The following is a 17,928-nucleotide window of genomic DNA, read 5'->3' as shown; positions in this document are numbered from 1 at the left end:
TCGCTGATTCAGAGCTTTGATTTAAAAGGAGAAGAATATGTCTATCGATGGTTCATATGATTGCGTAACCAAATCCCCTATGGGTGACCAGGCCTCTGTCGTGACGATCGTCACCAATGGCGACACGTTCACCGGCACCAATGAAGGCGCCATGGGATCCATGGAACTGGAAGATGGCAAGGTTGACGGCAATACGCTGACCTGGGTTATGAACATGACCGTACCTATGCCGATGAAACTGGAAGGCACAGCGACCATCGACGGCGACACGCTGACAGGTTCAGTCAATGCTGGTGCTTTCGGTGAAATGGCGATGACCGGCACCCGGAAATAAGTATTTACTCAAGACATGAAAAAGGCCGCTGCCCCATCGGGTTAGCGGCCTTTTTTATATAAACATTAGACGTTTATTGAACGACGACGCTCACCGCACGGCGATTTTGTGCCCAAGCGGCTTCGTTTGAGCCCAGGGCTTCCGGGCGTTCCTTGCCATAGCTGACTGTCGTCATCCGGGTCGGACTGACGCCGAGAGAAGCAAGATAGTTTTTCGCTGCATTGGCGCGGCGTTCGCCAAGGGCGAGGTTATAATCCCGCGTCCCGCGTTCGTCTGCATGACCTTCAATTGTAATCCGCGCATTGGGATGCTGTGCCAGCCATTGTGCCTGACTTTGAAGGACAACCTGATCCTGTGAGTCGACATTATAGCGATCCGTATCAAACAGAATGCGGTCCGACATCGTATTCGCCAGGAAATCACCCTGAGAGCCCGGCGCATAACCTGGGCCAGATGGCGGCGGAGGTGTCGGGGTACTGGTTCCAGCCGGAGCAGGTGGCAATTCTTCCGGTGGTTTTTTGGCGCAACCTGCGACGATCAGGCTGGATGTAATCAGGAGGGGGGTTGCATATTTTATCATATTTCTGCTCCTAGTCTTATTTGCCCTTGGGCCAGTTATAATCGTTTTTCAGTAACTTGTCTTACTTTTTAATCCTGTTTTATGGCAGCAATGGTCCCCAGGCCGGATCGGAACCATCGACCGGTGTGGGCAATTGCCGTTCATTTCTGCCGGTGAGGTCAACCTGCCATATGCCGGTCTTGCCTGAGCCGCGCGAGGTTCGGAAAAACTGGATGATCCGGCCATTGGGTGCCCATGTCGGGGCCTCGTCCTGCCAGCTGTTGGTCAACAGACGCTGTCCGCCGCCACTGGGTGTCATCACACCGACGCGGAAATTGCCGGCGATTCTGGTAAAGGCGATCAAATCCCCGCGAGGGCTCCATTCGGGGGTCGCATAGCGCCCGCCACCAAAGCTGATCCGCCGTTCATTGCCGCCATTGGCACCCATGACATATAGCTGCTGGCTGCCCGAACGGTCGCTTTCAAATACGATCCGGCTGCCATCGGGGGAGAAGCTACCGCCAATATCAATGCCGGGCGAGAAAGTCAGACGCTTGGGTTCGCCGCCTTGTGAGGACACTTTGTAGATATCGGTATTCCCGGCAATCGCCATGGAATAGAGTATCCACTTCCCGTCCGGTGACCAGCGCGGCGCAAAGGTCGGGTTGGTACTCTGGGTAATCAGCTGTTGCCGGCCAGTCCCGATTTCATAGACATAGATGCGCGGGTTGCCATCAAGAAAGCTGAGATAAACGATCTTGGAGTAATCCGGCGAAAAGCGCGGTGTCAGGGCCGTGGCCTGGCCATTGGTGATGAACCGGTGATTGGCTCCGTCACTATCCATGATGGCCAGTCTTTTGCGGCGGTTACCCTTGGGACCGGTCTCCGCAATATAGGCAATCCTGCTGTCAAAAAATGGCGATTCACCGGTCAGGCGGGAATAGATGCTGTCTGCGCATTTATGGGCCGCGCGCCGCCAGTCACCGGGCTCGACCACAAAGCCTGTCCGGGTGAGTTCTGTTTGGAGCGCCACGTCATAGAGATAACAGCCTACAGTGAGCTTGCCATCGCCATTGGAGCGGACAAAACCCTGGATAAGCGCTGAGGCATTCGTACCATTCCAATAAGGAAATTGCGGCGATGTCACTTCGGCAAAACTGATCCCGCGTACCCGATTGCGGCCAAGCGGTTTGAACAGGCCGCTGGAGCGCAGATTGCTGACGACCACATCGCTGATCTTGTTACCCAGTTCAGCGGTGGTGCCAGCCGGGGTTTCGGTACTCCGGGGGGTTGGCAGGCCCGGCACGGCAATGGTCAGTTCATCCGCAGCGGTATTTTCGACATCGACGGTCAATTGCGCTTGTGCAGGCAGCGCCAAGCCAATCAGCAAGGTAAAGGCGACAAGCCATGATTCGATACGCTTTGGGGCCGTTATAGCCATCATATTCTCCTAGTTACCGAGCCTATACGCCAAGGAAGAGGACAGGCTCGATTACCTGCCATTCATTATAATATTTCTCGGGAAATGTCTTGAAGGGCGCCGCCAGTTTTACTGCGGCAATCGCACGCTCCTTGTGGATCGCGGCCTGAGACCGGTTGCTGGCGTTTATGCCTGTTGTAGTCGCCGAGGGCGTGCCGACAATATTGCCGCTGCGGTCCAGTCGTGCGGTGACCTTTGTGCGCAATTTCTCGGCGTCAGCGCCGGTTGGAGGTTTCCAATGGGGTTTGACCTGCCGGAGCAGTTCCCGCTGCAATGAAGCAACCGCGCTGGATGATGCTTTTTCCGCAGCGATATTCTGGTTTCGGCTGACAGATGACTGATCGGTAACGCCTTTCAGGAAATCCTTGCCAAGGCGCGATCCCCGGGGTTTTTTCTTGGGCGCAGGGTCTGGTTTGGGTTTTGCAGCTGGTTTTTCACGCGGCGGCGTCGGTTTGACCTCCGGCGCGGGCGCGAGTTCTGCAGGAGCAGGTTGGCTTAATTCAGCTGGTTCAGGATCACCGAGCTCGGGCGCTATGCTGGTGGCGGGCGGGACCAGAGCAGGATTGGGAGACGCGCTTTCGAGGCCGACTTCATCAGCAATCATGACCTCTATGGGCTTTGACTTATAGGCGTCGTCCGGCTGAGATAGCAGGCTGAGCGACAATAGGCCGAACAGGGCAATATGCCCGCCAGCCGCGACGCCCAAGCCAATTTTTTCAGCTCTTTCCATAACAGCCTTTAATTTCTAATTTCACTCAGATGAACCTGTTGTGACTAAAGACACACGGTTCAGGCCGGCCCGGTTGAGCTCTCCCATGACCGCCATGATCAGGCCATAATCCAGCGTTTCATCGCCGCGCAGCATGATCTGCCGGGGGTCTTCCGCGTTCTGGTTTGCGGCAATTTCGCTTAGCCGTGTTGCCAAGGCATTTCGGCTCATTTCTTCCTCACCCAGATATATCCGGCCTTCTTCATCTATGGAAATCTGCACTGGTTCCTGATCCTGGTCCAGTGCATTGGCGCGGCTTTCCGGCAGGTTTACTGGCACGCCAGTGACGAGCAGAGGCGCCGTGATCATGAAAATGATCAGCAGCACCAGCATGACGTCGACAAAAGGTGTCACGTTAATCTCTGACATGGGTGCACGGCCGCGATTGCGGCGGCCATTACTGGGGGCAAGGTCCATTCCCATGGCTTATTCCCCCAGTTCCAGTTCGCGGCTCATCGTCGCGTGGAATCCGTCGGCAAAGCGGCCCATGCGGGCTTCCAGCTTATTGAGCCGGTGGGAGAAGCGGTTATAGGCGATAACCGCTGGAATCGCCGCGAACAAGCCGATGGCCGTGGCAAACAGCGCTTCGGCAATGCCCGGAGCGACCACGGCCAGCGAGCTATTCTGCTCTGCCGCAATGGCCGAAAAACTGCGCATAATGCCCCAGACCGTCCCGAACAGGCCGACAAAGGGGGCGACACTGCCCACGGTGGCGAGAAAATTCAGCCGGTCGGCAAGCTTGTCCACTTCATGCGCAATAGTCGCATTCATCGCGGTTGCCAGCCTCTGCCGCGTGCCATCCCGGTCAATCGGTCCGCGTGCCGTCGACCGCCGCCATTCGCGCATGCCCGACGCCAGCACCTTGGCCATGGGCAGGCCGGATTTGCTATGGTCATCATAAAATTTGTCGACATCATTGGCTTTGGAAAAGGATTTTTCGAACCGGTCCGACTTTCTTCCGACCTGACCAATTTTCATCGCAAAGCTGACAATGATCATCCACGTCCAGACGCTCGCGAATAACAGGCCGATCATCACCAGCTTGACGATGATATCCGCTTGTAGAAACAGGGCAAAAGGAGAAAATTCGCCGGATGCTGCGTGGATCGAAAGGCTGTCTAGCAAGGGTATTTCCTCTTAATTTTGTTCTTCATCATCGGCGATGACAGACGCAAAGGCGTTCGTCCATGCCTCCGGCTGTCGCCGTGGTCGCCCGGTGGGCGTAAGGAAGGCTGCCTGAACGCTGGCTGACGCTATTTTTTCGTCCCCGCGCATGATGATTTGTTCGATATTCACGCTGGCTTTGCGCAATTTGCTTACCTGGCTGATGACCAGCAGATTATCCTGAAATTTGGCCGGCGCAATATATTTAATGTGCATATCCACCACAGCATAAGCGCCATCATCCGCTTCAAACGCCGCACGCTGGTCCATGCCGAGTTGATGCAGCATGTCGGAGCGCGCGCGTTCCATGAATTTCAGGTAATTGGCGTGATAGACAATGCCGGAAAAGTCGGTGTCTTCATAATAGACCCGGCAGGCGTAATAGTGATGATGGTCGCGAAACTCACCTTCATGCGGCTTGATATCAGACGGAAGATTGCTGGTTGCATCCATCTTCGGGACATTAGTCACCTGATTCCAGCGGGGAAAGTGCTAATGATTCCGTTCAGCGTAAATTTGAGTCTATTTGGCGGTTAACTATCGGAAATCATTTCCAATCCTCTTCTGACATGGCTTTACCGGTTTCGATCATGCTCTTGAGGTTGCTGAGAACGGCAGACCAACCTTCACGAACGCCGATATCCATCGAAGAACCGGGTTCCAGTTCGCTATGGGTCACGGTCAATTTCGTATCAGGGCCCAGTGCAACCAGTTCATAAGTCACCCGCGACAGCTTTGCCGGTTCGTCTGCCTCGTCTGCAAAGGCCCAACTCCAGACCATTTTATGCGGCGGATCGATTTCGATAATCTGACCCCTTACGTCGATCTTGCCGCTGTCGCTGCCAACATGTTCCCAGCGTGATCCTTGTTTCCAGTCGGATTCATTATAATGACCCCAATAGGCTTTGGTCATCTCTCTATCAATCAGGCCGTTCCAGACCTTTTCCGCGCTGGCGGCAATATAGATGGTGTAGACGAAATCCGGCGCGCATGGTTCTCCGGTTGAGGCACGGGTGGCTATGGTTTCAATGGTGGTGGAATCAGGCACGGCGTTTCTCCTGTTTTGGCTTTTGATTGTCTTCGATCTGATCTTTGAAATCGGTCAGCGCGGCGATGCGGGCATCTTCAAATTTGCCGACCCAGCGGTGGACAATATCACCGAGCGGCACGGGATTGAGATAGTGAAGCTTGCTCCGCCCCTGCCAATGGACGGAAACCAGATTGGCTTTTTCCAGTATGCCGAGATGCTTCGCCACGCCCTGACGGGACATGGGAAAACCTTCACATAGGTCGGTCAGGCTCTGCCCGCCTTTTTCGAACAAACGGTCGAGAAGCAGGCGGCGCGACTCATCGGCAAGGGCGTGGAATATATCGGTCATGCTTGCAATTATGCAACCATATAGTTGCATGTCAAGATATTTGTTCCGAGAGGTAGATGTCCATGCTGGATTCGGCGGCTACAGGCTTTCCTACATTGCCCGGAAAAGCTAAACTTATTGCCGCTCTTTCTCAGTTTTGAATATCAGTCCTGCACATTGCCGTCTTCGGCAAACCTCTCCACAAAAGGGGGTGTGATATGTGTGAACTTTGGCTTCGAATGACGTGGTGAAAATAGCTCAACAAAACCTAATATAGAGGCGGCATGCGAAATAGACTCTTTTTGAGCCAGTCTTTACTGCTTTTCGAGGGGTTTGCGCCATTTGGCATAGAGCCGAATGATTAGTGCACCGAACAATATGCCGGCACCAACTATGCCGACATGATTTAGTTCTGGATCGGCCAGTCGCCCGATATAGGTAAAAACATAGATAAACCAGATATAATGGATTCCAAAAACATGAAGCCGTTTCCAGTTTTTGCCCAAAAGTTTCATTGACCGGTTGTTGGACGTCAATGCCATCACATAGATCATGAAATAGGCAAGTCCGCCGCCTAATACCGTAATTAAATCTGGCGGCGCTTTAGCGATGACCAGATAATAGATCAGTGCCGCCAGATGCACGCTATGTGTCCATGCAAAGGCCAGCCCCCATTGTCGCCTCCGCCGCATCAGGGTTTTCGTTAGGTCATTTTTGGATAGTCGGAAAAGCGTCGAGGCGAGGTAGGCGGTCAGAAACACCGGCACACCCACCCGCGAGGTCCAGCGTGCGGAAAGCTGCGCGCCTTGGATATGCTCTGTGCCCGTGATAAAGCCCGCCCCAACCGCACCGATGCTGAGAAGCAGGCCAACAAGAAGCGGTGTCCAGCGGGATGCTAATAAACTCATGACGCGCAGCCTATGCATAGCGCCGCGGCGGGATCAATTTCCAGGCGCTTATAGGCAATGAGTTCGCCGCATTCGGCACACCAGCCATATTCGTCCTCGTCCATGCGTTTGAGCGCGATATCGATCCGCGCCAGATCATTAACCCGTCGGCGCGCCTCGGCCTGTGCCATTTCCTGTTGCTGCATCGCATCCATCCGTGACAGGCGGCCAACGCTTTGCTGGTCGAGTTCCACCGTATCGCTCCAACCCGCAGCTTCTTCATCCAGCGCTTTGAGCTCCGCCTGTCGTTCGAGCAACAGGACCTTCAGGGCCGCGATCTGGCTATTGGAGAGATCGTCAGCCATCGCCGCCTATTCGGTTTTCGGGGCAAGATAATCCAGGGCTGCGGCTGTCATCGCTTCGGTGCCTAATGTTACCGATTCTCTCGGCGCGACCTTGAAGAAGGGCGAGTGATGCGACGGCACTGGTGGTCCGCCGGCATCTTCGCGATCAAAGTCCGCTTGCGGCGTTCCGCCGACTGAGAAATAGACACCCGGTACATCTGTATTGGGTGCCACAAAATAGGCGAAATCCTCTGCGCCCATGCCCTGGCGCGGCTGATCGTCAAAAACGTCTGCCCCGAAGCGTTCGGAAAACAGGTTTCTGATCCGCCGTGACAATGTCACATCATTATAGGTGGCCGGGGTCCGCTCGTGCGATATCTTGACCTCGGGCAATTTGTCTTCGGGCAGGCCGTTCATCCGGCCCACATTTTCGGCAATGCGCTTGATACCCTCGAGCAGCTTTTCGCGTGTCTCCTGATCATCCGACCGGACCGTAAGCTGCATCGTCGCCTTGTCGGAAATGATGTTGTGCTTGAAACCGCTGTTAAATGCACCAACCGTCACGACTGCCGGTTGTAGCGGCGCGATTTCCCGGCTGACAATGGTTTGCAGGTTCATAATGATCTGCGCGCCCATCACGATCGGGTCCTTGCCGCGATGCGGCGATGCGCCATGCGCGCCAACGCCGTGTACGGTAATATCGACACTGTCGGAGGAGGAATAGGTGATGCCTTCGCGCAGCGCTAGCTTGCCGGTTGGTGTGTCAGCGGAAACATGAAAAGCCATGGCAAAGTCTGGTTTAGGAAAGCGGCTGTAAAGGCCATCATCCATCATCAGCTTGGCGCCGCCAATGCGCTCTTCAGCCGGTTGCGCGATCAAAACAATCGTGCCGCGCCACTGATCCTTCATCGCTGACAAACGGCGCGCCGTGCCGATCAGAGAAGTGATATGAACATCATGACCGCAAGCGTGCATGACGGGCTTTTCCTCGCCATCAATACTGACTTGGGTCACGGTGGACATATAGTCTAGCCCGCTATCTTCGACGAGCGGCAGGCCGTCCATATCGGCGCGCAGCATCAGGGTCGGGCCGTCGCCATTTTTCATGACGGCGACCACACCGGTGCCACCCACTTTTTCGGTCACATCCCATCCGACCGCGCGCCATTCCTTGGCAATAATGCCAGCCGTACGGACTTCCTTGTAGGACAGTTCGGGATTGCGGTGAAAATCCTTGAACAACGCTTCCAGCTTGCTGTCATAATCTGCCGCTACGGCCTTTGCGAGATCGTTCGATTGGGCAATCACCGGCGCACCAGAGATGAGTGCGCTGCCCGCTGCCAAAGCCAGAATCAGATGTTTCAAGAGTTTTCTCCCCGTGGAATTTTCCTCCTTATGCAGGGCCGACGCGAAAAGCGCAAAGTTTGTTGCCCTCAGGATCGCGAAAATAGGCAGCGTAAAAGGCTTGCGGTCCTTCATCGCCGCGAACGCCGGGCGCGCCTTCATCACTGCCGCCCAGTTCAATGGCTTTATTGTAAAAGCTGTCGATCTGGGATCGTTCTTCAAAGGGTATAGCGATCATATTGCCATTGCCGGGGACGGCTGCTTCGCCGTTGTAAGGCTGGGTGATGGCAAGGGAGGGCGCGCCCATTTCGGTGCCATAAAGCGTGAAACCGCCTTCTTCGAGTTCCATCAATCGCTTGGCTCCAATTTCGACGAGCAGTGCATCATAATATTCACGGGCTTTCTCAACATTGTTGGTGCCCAAAGTTGCATAACCGATCATCGCCTCAGCCTCCCATATTCATTTTGCAGGCACATAGTTTGTTACCGTCGAGATCGCGGAAATAGGCACCATAGAATACGTCTGGCGCGCGCCAGCCTGGTTCCCCTTCATCGACTGCTCCCAGTTCCAGAGCCTTGGCATGCAGGGCATCAATCTGATCGGTGTCATCAAAGGACAGGGCGACCATGGTGCCATTACCGAAACAGGCTTCATTGCCGTCATAGGGATTGGTGATGCAGATCATCGGCTGGCCTGGTTTTTTGCCATAAAATTGGCCGCCCAAAGGTGTCTGGAACAGCTTCTTGATATCTGTGCCTTCGAAAAGCCTGTCATAAAATTCAACGGCTTTGTCTTTATCATTCGTGCCGAGCATGGTGTAGGCGATCATCTGTATTTCTCCTGATTGAGAACCGATTGAGGGTTTGTTGATTCGGTTTCGGAGTGAAACCTATCACTCACAGAAATAGATGCAATGACCTGACGGATCATTTTCAGGAACCTGCGTTCTATAGAAAGCGGTGCCGCGCCCGCGCGCCGGATTGATCCAGAGGCCGGACTTCAGGGCATAGGCTTCGCCGCTATGGCCAAAGCGCATTTCGCCATCTCCAAAAGGATCATCTTTGCAGGATGCGGGGCGCCCTGGTGCAGCGAGAATATGGACCGCCAGACCATAGGTACAGAAATAGCCGTCCGCGCTGTTGCCATTGGTACCATCATATTTCCACGCAGGGGTGATCATTGTTGCGATGCTTTTCTTACTGAGAAAGGTGCCGTCATTGCGAAGCAACATTTGGCCGACTTTTGCCAGGTCTGTAGCGGAAATACGAAGGCCGCCTTGCGGGCTGAATATTGATCCCGTCTGGCCCAATCGATAGCGCGTCATATTGCAGCTGCCGTCACTGGCGGGCACGATCGGGCAGGCCTCCCTTGTCCCGCGCAAATCGTCGCGGGCGATGTCGCCATTGGCCCGGTAAAGGGTGACAGCGGCGGTAATTTTTTGATCGCTGCACAAAGTCCAGTTGAAACAGGCGTCGAGTTTCAGAGGATCAAAGACTTGCTGTTTCATGATGTTGTCAAAGCGCCGGCCGGTGGCTGCTTCCATCACCGCTGCGGTTATGGGGAAATTGAGATTGGCATAAGTGAAATATGTGCCAGGACGGTGATCGGAATCCCAGGCTTTTCCATTTTTCAGCTCGGTTTCCAGGCTGGCATCCATGGGCAGGGCATAGTTTATTCCATCCCGCAGGCCGGCCTGATGGGAAAGCAGCATGCGCAGGGTGATAGGAATATCCGGATAGTCCGGGTGACGCAGATTCCAGCCAAGATAGGTGGATATATCGGCGTCCAGCTGCAGCGTATTTTGCTCGACCAACCGCATGACCGCTAGGGCAACGAACGTTTTGGAAATGGACGCTATCCGTACAGGATCATCGGGCATCAGGGCTCGGCCGGTGGTGCGGCTGGACAGGCCCTGAATGGCTGCGGTTGCGGACTGTTCTGCATCAAATTTGATCTTGATCGCTGCTGGCGGCGCGCTGGTTTGTGCTGACGCGTTCAATGGCGACAAACAGAATAGGCAAAAGAAAACGGAGCAAAAGCCCATGGCCTCTGCTCCGTGTCTTGCAATTTTCGAGATCAACAGATTAACCTGCCGGGCACGCGCCGATCCGTTTGCCGTTGTTTTTGGCGGTGATGTTCATCTTCATGCCGCCAGCGCCTCCGTCCATTTTCATGGTCATGTCATAGTTGCTGGGACCATATTGGCCGGTCATGACCATATTCATCTCGCCCGGTGCGCCGACATTGGAACAGGACATTTCTGAGTTGATCGCGCCGCCGCTCATATCAAACTTCTTGATTTTGCAATCGGTCTGTTCCTGGGCCGCAAAAAATTCTGCGCCCGGGTTTTTGGCCTGCTCTTCGGTGATACATGTTTTGCTTACGGTCGTCGTCTTCATCGAATCCATCATGTTCGCAGGCGCTCCTTCCGGCAGGCCTTCGATTTGTACGTCGACAATCTCGACCGTGTTTTCCCACTCGCCGGGTTCAAGGGTCACTTCGTTCATGACCTTTGCCACTTCCTCGGCACTGATGTTGCCGTCGCCATCAGCATCCGCTTCATTGCTTGAGCAGCCCGCCAGCAATGCCACGGCGGCAACCGATAATATCATCTTCTTCACTTGGATTTCCCTCATCTAATTACTGAACCCTAGATTCCCATAACTCGATTGGCCGATATTGTAAATTTGCGAAGTGTAACGTCTTCGCTCCGGCGATATTGGGGGATGACAATGGACCCGTTTTGTTCCATATCACTTGCATGGCAAAACTGGTTATCAGAGAAGGTTTGGCGGAACCGCAAACCGATGAAAATTTCGTCCCCCACAAGCCGGTTCGACCTGATAAATCGGAAGGCGGGAAGGCCTTTGAACTGGTCAGCGACTTCGAACCGTCCGGTGATCAACCCGAAGCCATCGCGGAACTTGTCGAAGGTATAAAAGGCGATGAACTGGATCAGGTTCTGCTCGGCGTAACGGGGTCAGGCAAGACCTTTACGATGGCGAAGATTATCGAAAAGACCCAGCGCCCGGCACTGATATTGGCTCCGAACAAGATACTTGCCGCACAGCTTTACGGAGAGTTTAAAAGCTTTTTCCCCAATAATGCGGTCGAATATTTCGTCAGCTATTATGACTATTACCAGCCCGAAGCCTATGTCGCCCGGTCAGATACGTATATCGAGAAAGAAAGTTCGGTAAACGAGGCGATTGACCGGATGCGTCATAGCGCAACCCGGTCGCTGCTGGAGCGGGATGATGTGATCATCGTCGCGTCCGTTTCCTGCCTTTATGGTATCGGTTCAGTCGAAACCTATTCGGCGATGATCTTTGATCTCAAAAAAGAGCAGGCGGTGGATCAGCGCGATATCATCCGAAAGCTCGTGTCGCTGCAATATAAGCGCAATGATCAGGCCTTCGCGCGCGGCAATTTTCGGGTGCGCGGTGACAATCTTGAAATTTTTCCTTCGCATTATGAAGATATGGCGTGGCGAATTTCCTTTTTTGGCGACGAGATTGAGGAGATTGTCGAATTTGATCCGCTGACCGGCAAGAAGGGTGCGAGTCTCAATCAGGTTCGGATTTTCGCCAACTCTCACTATGTGACGCCCGGCCCGACGATGAAGCAGGCGATGGATGCGATCAAGCTGGAGCTCGGCGTGCGTCTCAAAGAGCTGGAGGCCGAGGGCAAGCTGCTGGAGCATCAGCGGCTTGAACAGCGCACAAATTTCGATCTGGAGATGATCGCGGCAACCGGTAGCTGTGCAGGTATCGAGAATTACTCCCGCTTCCTCACCGGCCGTTTGCCCGGCGAGCCACCGCCGACATTGTTTGAATATCTGCCCGACAATGCCTTGCTGTTTGTCGATGAGAGCCACCAGACGGTGCCGCAAATTGGCGCGATGTCAAAGGGCGATCACCGCCGCAAGATCACGCTGGCCGAATATGGCTTCCGGCTGCCGAGCTGTATCGACAATCGTCCGCTGCGTTTCAACGAGTGGGACGCGATGCGGCCACAGACGGTCAGCGTATCGGCAACGCCGGGGCCTTGGGAGATGGAGCAGACCGGCGGCGTGTTTGCCGAACAGGTGATCCGTCCGACCGGACTGATTGACCCGCCGGTGGAAATCAAGCCGGTTGAGGATCAGGTCGATGATCTGATCAATGAGTGCAAGAAAGTGGCGCAGCAAGGTTATCGTACCCTGGTCACAACACTGACGAAGCGCATGGCGGAGGACCTGACCGAATTCATGCACGAGGCGGGCCTGAAAGTTCGCTATATGCACAGCGATGTCGAAACGCTGGAGCGGATCGAGTTAATCCGGGATTTGCGCCTTGGCGTTTATGACGTGTTGGTCGGGATCAACCTGCTCCGCGAAGGTTTGGACATTCCCGAATGCGGACTGGTGGCGATACTGGATGCGGACAAGGAAGGTTTCCTGCGCTCCGAAACATCGCTGATCCAGACGATCGGCCGCGCGGCGCGTAACGTCGAGGGCCGGGTGATCCTCTATGCGGATCGGATTACAGGCTCGATGGAACGGGCGCTGAATGAAACGGGACGGCGGCGGGAAAAGCAGGAGGCCTATAACAAGCTGCACGGGATCACACCGACGACGATCAAGAAAAATATCGGTGATATTGTCGCCCATGTCGCGAGCAAGGATCAGGTCACCGTTCCGATTGATGACGATACCGATCATCTTGTTGGCCACAATCTGCGCAGCCATATCGAAAGCCTCGAAAAACGTATGCGCGATGCGGCGGCTGATCTTGAGTTCGAGGAAGCAGGGCGATTGCGCGATGAGATCCGTAAGCTGGAGGCAGACGAATTGGGGCTGCCGGCGGACTTGCAACTGGCAAAACCCAAAGGCCGCGCGACAGAAGGCAAACCAGGTACGCGCAAGATGCGCTATGGCAAGACGCAGCGAAAATTCTGAACGGCGGTTTTTCTCGACTAACCACATGCTCCGGTAGACAAACGACAGAGGCCCCGGTTGAACTCGAAGAGAGCCAGGTTCATGCTGCGGCGATAACGAAATGGGGAGAGAGATGATGCAATCGAAAGTTTTTACCGCCTTGGCGTGCTCGGCACTGGCACTGGGCGCTGCAGCCTATGATGGCAATCAAACAGCTGCCGTTGCGCAGGAAGGCGCAGCACAGACCGGACCTGATTATACTGCTGCTGTTGCGTCTCCCGGCCGTTCCGAAGCTGATGTGAAACTCGATGCCAGTCGTGAGCCAGCTGCAATACTCGCTTTTATGGGACTGAAGACCGGCGATGCCGTACTCGATATATTTGCCGGTGGCGGCTATTATAGTGAAATAATGGGTGCAGCCGTAGGTCCGCAAGGATCGGTCGTCGCCGTTAACCCGCCACAATTTGTGTCGAGCGATGCCGCGAAGGCGAAGTGGGCAGGGATTACCAACCGGCAAACCGGCGTGTCCCTGGTGCCGTCACAATTAGGTGATTATTCGCCGGAAGCGAACAGCTTTGACTTTGCGATGATGCACCTCATCTACCACGATCTCTATTGGGAAAGTGAAAAGTTTAAAGTTCCGCGCATGGATCCCGCGGCGTTTTTGATGAAGCTTTATGCCGGTATGAAGCCCGGTGGCATCGTTGCCGTTGTCGATCATGTCGGCAATGCTGGAGACACCAGAGCCGTCGTGGAGAAAACCCATCGGATTGATCCTGCCACCGCCAAAGCTGATTTTGAAAAAGCAGGTTTTGTACTGGAGGCGGAAAGCGACATGTTCGTCAATCCGGATGATGATCTGGAGAAAAATGTCTTCGATCCATCGGTACGCGGAAAAACCAACCGCTTTGTGATGAAATTTCGCAAGCCCGCTTGAACATAGCTGTCATTAGCCCACAGCGGCGAATCACATCGAAAAAGACAGTCAGGGCGAATCGATTCGCCCTGATTTTTTGTGCAGTGCAGCATATATTGGAGCGGGCAATCGGCTTTTGCCGTAAAAATTCTACATAATTGTAATATACTTTCAACGATTTACGGATAGTTACAACAGTTTACAAGACGGTTCAGGCCCGGTTGGGCTAAAGAGTCCTACATAAGTTGCGTAGTTACGAGCTGACACGAATAGTGAAACACCGGCCACAAGGATGAGCCGCGGTCAGCATCTCGGTTTTGGACAGAGAGGTTCTTATGGAGCTTGTTGTGAACAATGACGAACAGATGAAAGCCGGCATGATGGCCGCGCCCGGGAAATCCGGTCGTGTGAACGCTGCTGATTTCGACTCTGCCGAACTGCGGGCTGGCCCAACTTTAGGCCAGGGGCTGTACCTGATTGTGTCAGGGCCAGCACCAAAGTCCGGTGCGAATGTACGATTATTACCGGTACTGGGCGATCCTGAGCCCGAATATCGGAAGATTGAGTTAGCGTGGGAAGCGCACGCGGCAAATGACCATAATGTTTCGATGGGGGTCGAACGTTATGAGAAATCAATGCCGCTCTCTGGCCTGTCAGGTACAAAGGGCATTGAACTTGTTGGCGCCAACGGCACCAAGAAGTTTAACCTGACGGGTCACTAGTTTGACCGGCGGCGGCTTAGGGTCGCTTGCCGTCGGAACAAAGGCGGGGGGCAGGTTTGTGTTGTGTATTAAACCCGTCCTCCGATCCTTTGATCAGTAACAGGCATTGTTGCTTACAGTTTAGGTCCGGCAATCCGTGTTTACGGGGGCTTTCAGGGGGTTTGCAAGCCGCCGGGCTTTTGGGGGAGTAGGGCTGGCGCGCTGGTTGTGTATCGCGCGACGGCCCTACTTTTCTTCCTATTTCAAAAACCCACCTTAGCTCGCATATTTGACAGAACAGCCATAGGGCCGCGATTGTGCGACGCTAACGCTCTTGCCAGCATTCAGTTCCGTCAGAGCCGCGGTGACATGATTGCGAGCGCCCTTGATATCGGCCTTATTTGCAGTTGGTTTGTCATCGATACCACCTTGATAAACCAGCTTCCCGGAGCCATCGATAATATACATATGCGGTGTTGTCTTGGCGGCATAGGCCTTGCCGACCACGCCTTTGACATCGAGCAGATAATGGTCTGAATTCATGCCCTGCTCCTTGGTCAGTTTCTGCGCCTCTGGGCCTTTCATGTAACCCTGTTTTCCTTGTGCGCCACTGTTTATGGTCAGCCAGACGGCTCCTTGTTTGCGTGCCGCAGCTTGGGTCGCCTGCATATTGCCGCTATCATAATGTTTGACGACAAATGGGCATCCCGGATTGTGCCATTCCATCACTACGGTCTTGCCGCGAAAATCGGAAAGCTGGACAGTTTTTCCATACATGTCGGTCAGTTTGAAGTCTTGAGCGACGGCTCCGTTTTTCTGCGCAGCGGCGAGCGGCATCGCGACGCTGATCGCGGCAACAGCGGCAATGGATGTGAGGGCGGTCTTATAAAACATGGGGGCTCTCCTTATCATATGATCCAGATCTGGGGTTTCCAATTATGTGACCAAATCGGTGAGTGTCCCGACGGTCAAAATCTGCGGCAATATAACAGGCTCCTCGCCCGGTGCATAATAGAGATACAGTGGAACACCCGCACGTCCGTGCTTTTCCAGAAATCTGCTGATTGCTGGATCAGGGCGGGTCCAGTCGCCCATCAACACCGCAACATTGGCCGCGGCAAAAGCGTCGGCGGTTTCCTGACGCTGAACGGCTGCGGCTTCATTGGCTTTGCAGGTTATGCACCAATCGGCCGTGAAATAAGCGAAAATCGGTTGATCAGTAGCACGCAATTCTGCCAATCGCGCTTCACTAAACGGTTCGCTGGGCAAAGTGGCGGAGGAGGCTGTTGCCAACCGCTGGTTGTCCATCGCTTCTTCATTGGGCAAGAACATTATGCCGCCGATAATCGCAGCGGTTAGTGCGCCTGTGGTCGCCATGCCGCGCGATAACCCTTTCATCTGACCGCCGCCAAACCACCAGAGGATCAAAGCGACGAACAACAGGAAGATCAGCGATAGCGCCAGCCCGTCCTCGCCAATCTGCCTTCCGAGTAACCAGATCAAACCAATGGAGGTGAGGAACATTGGAATGGCCATCGCCTTGCGGAAGCTGTCCAGCCAGGCGCCCGGTTTGGGCAAACGGTTGCGGATAGCCGGGACGAAAGCGATAAGCAGGAAGGGTAAAGCCAATCCTACCCCCAGTCCGGCAAAAATGACCAAAGCTGCAATAGGGGGCAGAACGATAGTAGCACCCAGGGCCGCCGCCATGAACGGACCGGTGCATGGGGTCGCAACAAAGGCAGCGAGCGCGCCTGTCCAGAAAGAGCCAGCGGGCCCATCCTTGTCGGCCAGCTTGTTGCCGAAATTGACATTTGGCAGTTCAAACAGTCCGGCGAGGTTAAACCCGATCGCGGTTACAAGAGCCAGCAGCACGAAGATAATCCTAGGGTCCTGCAGCTGAAAGGCCCAACCAACAGCAGCGCCGCTGGCACGCAAGGCCAGCAACAAGGCGCCCAATGCCGTCGCGACAACGACGACCCCGGCCGTGTAAGCCAGTGCATCGCGGCGAACTACGCCTTCATCGCCGCCCGCTTTGGCAAGGCTGATTGCTTTCAGGCTAAGGATCGGGAAAACACAGGGCATCAGGTTGAGCAGCAATCCGCCAACAATAGCTCCGCCCAAAGCTATCAACAGCAAAGACGCGTTAGACTGGTCGCCACCACTGAGAAAATTTCCGCTATCTCCGCTACTGACCAGAGGTGCGCCGGACATTTCGACATCGCCGCTGGCGGCTTTCAGGGAAAACCCGGTGCTTGGGCCGATTTTCAGAACGCCAGAGATATTATGCAGGCCATCACCGCGGGCGCCGGTTTCGATGATCAGGCTATCGCCATCGCGATTGACTTTTTGCGGTGCAGCATAGTCAACAATCCCGTCTTCCTTGATAAAGAAATAGGGTGTGTCAACGTCAATATCGGCCGGAAAGGGAACTGACAGGCGGAACAGGTCATCCTTGACCATGAAGGTCGCGGCGCTTCCAAGCTGGCGTGGCAGCGCTTCACGATAGCCGTTAAACGCATTATCCAGCGATACAGCGGCATCCGGCCCGACGACTTGCAGATTGATGGAAAGCTCGTCTTGTTCGGGCACACAAATCTCGTCGGTACAGGCTAGCCATTCCGATTTGACAGAGATTGGCAGCGGTCCCGGCTTGACCCTTTCCGACACGACCAGATTGACGAGGACGGCGTAGTCGCCCTTGTAAATATAGTTCATGATTCCGGAAATCAGCAGCGTATCCGGAACTGGATATTGTGCTTTTCCTGCTGTCACACCGTCGGGCAGGTTCCAGTCAAAGCTCATGCCGATACCGGCGTCGCCCGGGTTTTCCCAATAGCCGTGCCAGGTTGGCTTGGGGGTCATGACAAAGGCTAGGGTTACGCTTTGTCCTGCTTGCACCTGCCGCGATTCAGCAACCAGCGTGGCGGGTACGTTAAGCTCGCGCTTGTTGAGATCGACCTGAGCCTCAGCCGGGATGATACTCATAAAAGCAGCGAGCAAGATCGTTGCCAATAAGATGTGGAACATTGTCCGGATATTCTGAGCTGACCGGATGGTCGGCAAAGAGCTGTTAGATGTCATAAAAACTCACCATTTTGTCTTTAACGCTGTTAGGCTATCCGGGGCTCTCTTGCCATAGCCGCTTTATACCAT

The 17,928-nt window shown here is 54.5% G+C and carries 21 protein-coding genes; 4 read left to right on the top strand and 17 right to left on the bottom strand.

Translation table 11 applies throughout. The annotated features are described in order from the left end of the window. The first annotated feature begins 37 nt into the window (after nucleotides 1-37). Nucleotides 38-334, top strand: coding sequence for a hypothetical protein (locus DK507_RS01445; protein ID WP_109354279.1), 297 nt, complete (start codon nucleotides 38-40; stop codon nucleotides 332-334). A 73-nt stretch (nucleotides 335-407) separates the two neighbouring features. On the opposite strand, the gene pal is transcribed toward DK507_RS01445, so the two are convergent. From pal to DK507_RS01370, 15 genes are all read right to left on the bottom strand, one after another. Next, the gene (gene pal / locus DK507_RS01440; protein ID WP_109354828.1) at nucleotides 408-911 is read right to left on the bottom strand and encodes a peptidoglycan-associated lipoprotein Pal; all 504 of its coding nucleotides are present in this window, start codon (nucleotides 909-911) and stop codon (nucleotides 408-410) included. 82 nt (nucleotides 912-993) lie between these two features. After that, nucleotides 994-2,337 (bottom strand): Tol-Pal system beta propeller repeat protein TolB, encoded by a 1,344-nt coding sequence (gene tolB, locus DK507_RS01435; protein ID WP_254054222.1) that lies wholly within the window; start codon nucleotides 2,335-2,337, stop codon nucleotides 994-996. A gap of 19 nt (nucleotides 2,338-2,356) precedes the next feature. Further along, complete coding sequence (locus DK507_RS18140) at nucleotides 2,357-3,103, bottom strand: cell envelope biogenesis protein TolA (protein ID WP_109354277.1); 747 nt, start codon at nucleotides 3,101-3,103, stop codon at nucleotides 2,357-2,359. A gap of 21 nt (nucleotides 3,104-3,124) precedes the next feature. Beyond that, nucleotides 3,125-3,565, bottom strand: coding sequence for a protein TolR (gene tolR / locus DK507_RS01425; RefSeq protein ID WP_254054221.1), 441 nt, complete (start codon nucleotides 3,563-3,565; stop codon nucleotides 3,125-3,127). Between the two features lie 3 nt (nucleotides 3,566-3,568). Then, a complete protein-coding gene (tolQ, locus tag DK507_RS01420) occupies nucleotides 3,569-4,267 on the bottom strand; it encodes a protein TolQ (RefSeq protein WP_109354276.1) in 699 nt (232 codons plus the stop codon). Nucleotides 4,268-4,279: 12 nt separating this feature from the next. After that, nucleotides 4,280-4,777 (bottom strand): YbgC/FadM family acyl-CoA thioesterase, encoded by a 498-nt coding sequence (locus DK507_RS01415; protein WP_254054220.1) that lies wholly within the window; start codon nucleotides 4,775-4,777, stop codon nucleotides 4,280-4,282. A 76-nt stretch (nucleotides 4,778-4,853) separates the two neighbouring features. After that, nucleotides 4,854-5,354 (bottom strand): SRPBCC family protein, encoded by a 501-nt coding sequence (locus DK507_RS01410; RefSeq protein WP_162558838.1) that lies wholly within the window; start codon nucleotides 5,352-5,354, stop codon nucleotides 4,854-4,856. Beyond that, a complete protein-coding gene (locus DK507_RS01405) occupies nucleotides 5,347-5,685 on the bottom strand; it encodes a helix-turn-helix transcriptional regulator (RefSeq protein WP_109354822.1) in 339 nt (112 codons plus the stop codon). Before DK507_RS01405 ends, DK507_RS01410 begins: the two co-directional genes overlap by 8 nt. Before the next feature lie 293 nt (nucleotides 5,686-5,978). Continuing rightward, the gene (locus DK507_RS01400; RefSeq protein WP_109354271.1) at nucleotides 5,979-6,572 is read right to left on the bottom strand and encodes a hypothetical protein; all 594 of its coding nucleotides are present in this window, start codon (nucleotides 6,570-6,572) and stop codon (nucleotides 5,979-5,981) included. Beyond that, nucleotides 6,569-6,916, bottom strand: a complete 348-nt coding sequence (locus DK507_RS17985; protein ID WP_109354267.1) for a TraR/DksA C4-type zinc finger protein — start codon at nucleotides 6,914-6,916, stop codon at nucleotides 6,569-6,571. The genes DK507_RS01400 and DK507_RS17985 overlap by 4 nt, the downstream gene beginning before the upstream one ends. Nucleotides 6,917-6,922: 6 nt before the next feature. Next, on the bottom strand, nucleotides 6,923-8,260 hold the full coding sequence (locus tag DK507_RS01390) for an amidohydrolase (RefSeq protein WP_254054219.1): 1,338 nt from the start codon (nucleotides 8,258-8,260) through the stop codon (nucleotides 6,923-6,925). Nucleotides 8,261-8,288: 28 nt separating this feature from the next. Further along, a complete protein-coding gene (locus DK507_RS01385) occupies nucleotides 8,289-8,681 on the bottom strand; it encodes a VOC family protein (protein ID WP_109354264.1) in 393 nt (130 codons plus the stop codon). A 4-nt stretch (nucleotides 8,682-8,685) separates the two neighbouring features. After that, nucleotides 8,686-9,069, bottom strand: coding sequence for a VOC family protein (locus tag DK507_RS01380; RefSeq protein WP_109354263.1), 384 nt, complete (start codon nucleotides 9,067-9,069; stop codon nucleotides 8,686-8,688). A gap of 63 nt (nucleotides 9,070-9,132) precedes the next feature. Next, nucleotides 9,133-10,284 (bottom strand): serine hydrolase, encoded by a 1,152-nt coding sequence (locus DK507_RS01375; RefSeq protein WP_109354262.1) that lies wholly within the window; start codon nucleotides 10,282-10,284, stop codon nucleotides 9,133-9,135. Between the two features lie 40 nt (nucleotides 10,285-10,324). Continuing rightward, nucleotides 10,325-10,852, bottom strand: a complete 528-nt coding sequence (locus tag DK507_RS01370; RefSeq protein ID WP_254054239.1) for a DUF3617 domain-containing protein — start codon at nucleotides 10,850-10,852, stop codon at nucleotides 10,325-10,327. 149 nt (nucleotides 10,853-11,001) lie between these two features. Here DK507_RS01370 and uvrB point away from each other — a divergent pair, with 149 nt between their 5' ends. From uvrB to DK507_RS01355, 3 genes are all read left to right on the top strand, one after another. After that, nucleotides 11,002-13,179: an excinuclease ABC subunit UvrB gene (gene uvrB, locus DK507_RS01365; RefSeq protein WP_109354260.1), complete on the top strand. Its 2,178-nt coding sequence runs from the start codon at nucleotides 11,002-11,004 to the stop codon at nucleotides 13,177-13,179. A gap of 112 nt (nucleotides 13,180-13,291) precedes the next feature. Next, nucleotides 13,292-14,095, top strand: coding sequence for a class I SAM-dependent methyltransferase (locus DK507_RS01360; RefSeq protein WP_109354258.1), 804 nt, complete (start codon nucleotides 13,292-13,294; stop codon nucleotides 14,093-14,095). Between the two features lie 326 nt (nucleotides 14,096-14,421). Then, a complete protein-coding gene (locus DK507_RS01355; protein WP_162558836.1) occupies nucleotides 14,422-14,796 on the top strand; it encodes a hypothetical protein in 375 nt (124 codons plus the stop codon). 255 nt (nucleotides 14,797-15,051) lie between these two features. Here the strand turns inward: DK507_RS01355 and DK507_RS01350 are convergent, their stop codons facing one another. Beyond that, on the bottom strand, nucleotides 15,052-15,669 hold the full coding sequence (locus DK507_RS01350; protein WP_109354254.1) for a redoxin domain-containing protein: 618 nt from the start codon (nucleotides 15,667-15,669) through the stop codon (nucleotides 15,052-15,054). A 42-nt stretch (nucleotides 15,670-15,711) separates the two neighbouring features. Then, entirely contained in the window at nucleotides 15,712-17,856 is a 2,145-nt protein-coding gene (locus DK507_RS01345) for a protein-disulfide reductase DsbD (RefSeq protein WP_109354253.1), read from the bottom strand. Between the last annotated feature and the right edge of the window lie 72 nt (nucleotides 17,857-17,928).

Origin of the sequence: Sphingorhabdus sp. EL138 (assembly GCF_900258045.1) — a bacterium.
Taxonomy (GTDB): domain Bacteria; phylum Pseudomonadota; class Alphaproteobacteria; order Sphingomonadales; family Sphingomonadaceae; genus Parasphingorhabdus.
This window is presented reverse-complemented; position numbering and strand designations above follow the sequence as displayed.